General features: G+C 66.7%; 3 protein-coding genes. 1 reads left to right on the forward strand and 2 read right to left on the reverse strand.

Annotation, left to right across the window (positions count from 1 at the left end; translation table 11 throughout):
• Positions 1–425: 425 nt before the first annotated feature.
• Positions 426–1,715: an IS256 family transposase gene (locus KDL01_RS39005; protein WP_212533759.1), complete on the reverse strand. Its 1,290-nt coding sequence runs from the start codon at positions 1,713–1,715 to the stop codon at positions 426–428.
• A 413-nt stretch (positions 1,716–2,128) separates the two neighbouring features.
• The gene (locus KDL01_RS39010) at positions 2,129–3,013 is read right to left on the reverse strand and encodes a hypothetical protein (RefSeq protein ID WP_212533757.1); all 885 of its coding nucleotides are present in this window, start codon (positions 3,011–3,013) and stop codon (positions 2,129–2,131) included.
• Between the two features lie 314 nt (positions 3,014–3,327).
• Between KDL01_RS39010 and KDL01_RS39015 the strand changes: the two genes are divergently transcribed.
• Positions 3,328–4,140, forward strand: a complete 813-nt coding sequence (locus tag KDL01_RS39015; protein ID WP_212533758.1) for a maleylpyruvate isomerase family mycothiol-dependent enzyme — start codon at positions 3,328–3,330, stop codon at positions 4,138–4,140.
• Positions 4,141–4,916: the final 776 nt, after the last annotated feature.

Genomic DNA, 4,916 nt, shown 5'->3' on the forward strand with positions numbered 1-4,916 from the left:
TAACGGATCAAGGCGGGAACTCGCACGGTCACCACGCGGCTACAGACGGCCGCCTACCTAGACTTCTCATGTCCGCGGATCGGGACTCACATGTCCGCCCACCACGACTCTTCCACGTCCGCCGTCATTTAGGCCGATTAGGTTGTGACGCCGGGGAATATTCTGCTCTCAGCAGAATCGGTCGCCTTTGTCGAACCAATGTCGTATCTTGGGGTGTAGGAGCTCACTGCATTAGCGCAGGCGTTCAGCACACACGCCGAAGCTGGTCCCTGCGAAATGTGAATTCGAACGAAGGGGAGACTATAGATCTGACTGGCAGTTGATACTGAGAGGCCTGCATGGCTGGCGCAGAACGGGGTAGCACATGGCCCGATCCGCCGAGGAGGGACTGTCCAGTCAACGGTGTAACTAGGTTGTGAAGGGTTCTACTTTCGTCCGGCGGACAGGCGTCCGTCGAAGGTGATGTCGAAGGCGTTGAGTGCGGCCTTCCACCGCATCATCCAGCGTTTCTGGCCGGTGCCGGTTGGGTCCAGGCTCATGACGGCCAGGTAGACGCACTTGAGTGCGGCCTGCTCGTTCGGGAAATGGCCTCGGGCCCGCACAGCTCGGCGGATGCGGGCGTTGATGGACTCGATCGCGTTCGTCGTGCATATGACGCGGCGGATCTCGACGTCGAAGTTGAGGAACGGGACGAACTCGGCCCAGGCGGAGTTCCACAACTTGATGACCGCCGGGTATTTGCGGCCCCAGGCGGCCTCGAACTCGACGAACCGCTCCATCGCCGCATCCTCGGTCGGGGCGGTGTAGATCGGCCGCAGTGCCCTGGCCAGGGCGTCCCAGTGCTGGCGGGCGGCGTAGCGGAACGAGGCGCGCAGGAGGTGGACGACGCAGGTCTGCGTCACGGCCTGCGGCCAGACCGCCGCGATAGCCTCGGGCAGGCCCTTGAGGCCGTCGCACACGACCATGCACACGTCCGCGACCCCGCGGTTCTTGATCTCGGTCAGGACGTGCATCCAGTACTTCGCGCCCTCGCCGCCGTCCCCGGCCCACAGCCCGAGGATCTCGCGCATCCCGTCGCAGGTGACGGCGAGAGCCATGTAGATCGGGCGGTTCGCGACCTGCCCATCGCGGATCTTCACGTGTACACAGTCGATGAAGATCACCGGGTAGACCGGGTCGAGTGGCCGGTTCTGCCATTCGGCCATGCCCTCGATGACCTTGTCGGTGATCGTGGAGATGGTCTGCTTGGAGACCTCCGCGCCGTAGACCTCCCGCAGGTGGGCGGATATCTCCCCATGCGTCAGCCCTCGGGCGGAGAGCGAGAGCACCATCTCATCGACACCGGACAGTCGCCCTTGTCGCTTCTTGACGATCTGCGGCTCGAAGGTGCCGGCCCGATCTCGTGGCACCTCGATCTCGACCGGGCCGACGTCCGTGATCACTGTCTTCGAGCGGCGGCCGTTGCGCGAATTGCCCGACCCGTCCCCGGCCGCGTCGTGCTTCGTGTAGCCGAGATGGTCGGTGATCTCACCGTCCAACGCGGACTCGAGCAGGCGCTTGGTCAGCGCCTGTAGCAATCCGCCCTCGCCGGCCAGCTTCACCCCGCGGTCCTTGGCCTGCCCGATCAACTGATCAAGCAACTGCTGGTCCAAGGCATCAAGCCCTGCCGGCTCCCCATCGACCTGCTGCTCGACCACGGACTGTTCCACTTCCATCACGCTCATCGGATGCAACTCCATCATGTTCAGGAGTTACACCGAAGACCGTACAGTCCCGCCGAGGACCACGAGAGTGCCGTGACGCGGCACGACGTTGCGTGTGGTGCCGAAGTCGGAAGCGCGAAGTCCCGAAGTGCCGAAGCGCGAAGCGTCATGCGGCAAGCGATCGTTGTCGGGGCGCGGCGGAACGCGGCGGGGCTTGGCGGTGGGGCTTGATAGGGAGGCCTCGCGGTGGGCCGAAGCATCGCACGGCGAGCTCGAAGCGTCGCGTGCGGCGAGCTGTGGGTTGCATCGACGGCTATCGATCTGTCGTGTATGAGAACCATGGGTCGGTCGTACGTGAGTCGATTCGTTGTGTGGCGAAGGCTAACGGTCTGTCGCGGTGGTCAGCCGCGGGTGAGAGACGTCACTCAGTCGTGGGTGAGGACTATGTGTTCGTGCTTGTCGTGGCCGGGGCCGTCGCCTTCGTCGTCGGCGGGGATTTCGGCGAACCGTGCCAAGGCGAGTGCGCCGCCAACCGCAAGGAGGAAACCGAAGACGCCGACGACGCCGTAGCCGGGGCGGGCGCTGTCGCCGAGCAAGGTCAGGCCGATCAGTGCGGGTACCGCTGTCTCGCCGACGACCAAGGCCGCTGCGGTGGCGTTCACCGAGCCGCGCTGCAGGGCCGTGGTGAAGAACAGGAAGCCGGTGATCGAGGCGATCACCGCGGCGTACGCGGCCGGGTCGGTCAGTAGTTTGACGGGCTCGACGGATGGCAGGATCCGCACGGCGAGACCGAAGACGCCGAACAGGAATCCGGCGACCGTGCCGAGTACTGCCGGGTGCGCGTTCTTGTACACGTTGCCGAGCACCAGGGCCGCGGCTGCCAGCGCGATGGATACGGCGAGCAGCACCCATCGTCCAGTGTCGGTGAACGTGCCTGTGCCCTCCGGTCCCGCGGCGAGGCCGAGCAGGATCAGACCAAGGACGACCGAGATTACGGCGAACTTGTCCTGACGGGTGAGGCGGATGTGTAGCAGCAGGCCGGCTGCCACCGCCGTGACCGCCAGGTTCGTGTTCACGATGCCCTGCACCTCGAACAACGGAAGTTGCCGCAACGCGTACAGATTGAACACCAGGCCGAAGGCATCCATCGCGGTGCCGAGCAGGAACGGCAGCGAGCCGAGTACCCGCATGAGCAACCTGGGATCCACCCCGTCGGCACGCTCGACCTTGCGCGCTCCCATCGCCTGGAACACGGTAGCCACCCCGTAGCACAGGCTCGCGACAAGGGCTCCCGCCAGTCCCCAGCTCACGTCCCCGCTCCTTACCGGATTCCGCCGATCTTCCTACAGTCCCAAACCTTACTCGGAGGCGTGATTCACAGCGGGACGCCTGCATGATCTATCTCACGTGGCGCAGTCACGCTCAGCAAGGCATGCTGTAGCAACCCTTCCGCGGAACGCATGGCGGTGCCCTCATCGGGGCAGAATCCAGCGATACCGCGATTTCCCTCAACCGACCTCACGACAACGGCGTTGTGCGAGAACTGCCGTTGCCTCGCCGTACCCGAACCGACCCCGCGCACCCGCGGCCGGTCCGCCCGTAACGACATGAAGGAGTCCGACCGGTGCCCACCCTCGCCCCGTCGCCTGCCTGGCACACCCTCGACTATCCCCGCGTCCTTGACCTGATCAAGGCCGAGATCGACCGAATCGGCGCTTTGATCGCCGAGACGGATGACGGCGCCACGCCCGCTCCCTCGTGTCCCGACTGGACCCTGGCCGAACTGGTCCGGCACATCGGCGAGATCCATCGCTGGGCCGCCGCGATCCTCACCCGGCTCCCGCAGGAGCGGATCGAGCTGACCGAGCAGGAGCTGGAGCTCCCGGACGGCTGGGGCACCCAGACCACTCAGTGGTTCGCCGAGGGCGGCGCACTGCTGCTCGCGGCGCTGCGTGCGGCCGACCCGGAAGCCCCGTGCTACTCCTGGGGCACTGACCAGCACGCACGCTTCTGGTTCCGGCGCATGCTGCACGAGACCACGATGCACCGGATCGACGTCGAGTACGCCGTGCTCGGCCAGCCCGGCGCGCTGGACGCGGCGGTGGCCTCGGACAACATCGACGAGTTCCTCACGAACGTGCCCTCCATGGCGCGGTTCCGCCCGGCGGTGCGCGAGCTGCACGGCGACGGCGAGACCATCCACCTGCACGCCACCGATCTGGACGGCGTGGAGCTGCCGGGAGAGTGGCTGATCACGCTCGAGCCGCACGGCTACCGCTGGTCGCACGCGCACGTCAAGGGCGCGGCCGCGGTGCGTGGCACGGTCAGCAACCTCGCGCTGTGGCTCAACGGCCGGCTCGCTCAGGACGACGCGGCGCTCGAGCGGCTTGGTGACGAGCCGCTGGTGAACTACTGGCGCGCGAAGACCTCGTTCTGAACTGGACCCGCGCGAAGACTCCGTCCTGAGAAAACTCGGGCCTGAACTGGGCCGGATAGCTCGGCCGGGGCTCTTGTCCTCGTGGCTATGGCGGACGACTTGGGGGCGCTCCTTCTGAGAAGAAGGAGCGCCCCCAAGTCGCGTGGTGGGGTCAATCGGCCGCGTGGCTGAGTAGCGGAGTAGTAGTAGCTGGCGGAGTCAGCCGTACGGCGGAGCCGGTCGTGTGGCGGTGTTGGCCGGGCGGCGAAGCCGGTCGTTCGGCGGTGTTCGCCGGGCGGCAGGATCAGCGGAGACAGCTGCGCGACGGAATCAGCTGCGTGGCGCGATCAGATAGCTCGGCGGCACGATCAGCTCTCCGGTGAAGTTGGCCACGGCCAAGCTGGCGTGATGTTGAGCGCGCTAAGCCGCGATGTCACGGCCGGCCACGGTGGAGGTTGTGGCAGCCGTGGGGGACGTCGCGGTTGTCGGAGACACGTCGTGGTGGGCGGACGGGCTGCCTAGAGCGGTGGCCGCACTGAGGGCGGGGTTGCTCGGCGTGGCGGACATGTAGCCCGGTACGACGCTCAGTGCAGGGGACGCCAGTGCAGGGGCCGCGCTGGTGGTGGCGGGTGTCACACCGGCTGTGCTGCGAGTGGGGTGGGCACCGCAGGAAGCTGACGTCCGGGCCGAAGCAGCGTGGGGGATGGTTTGGGCGGCGGGAATGGCCTGGGCCGGGGTGCCGTGAGCGGCTGGTGCGAGGGTGGCGCCAGGAGCGATGGCGGCGCTGGGTACTGCGG

This window comes from Actinospica durhamensis, assembly GCF_018139695.1.
GTDB lineage: Bacteria > Actinomycetota > Actinomycetes > Streptomycetales > Catenulisporaceae > Actinospica > Actinospica durhamensis.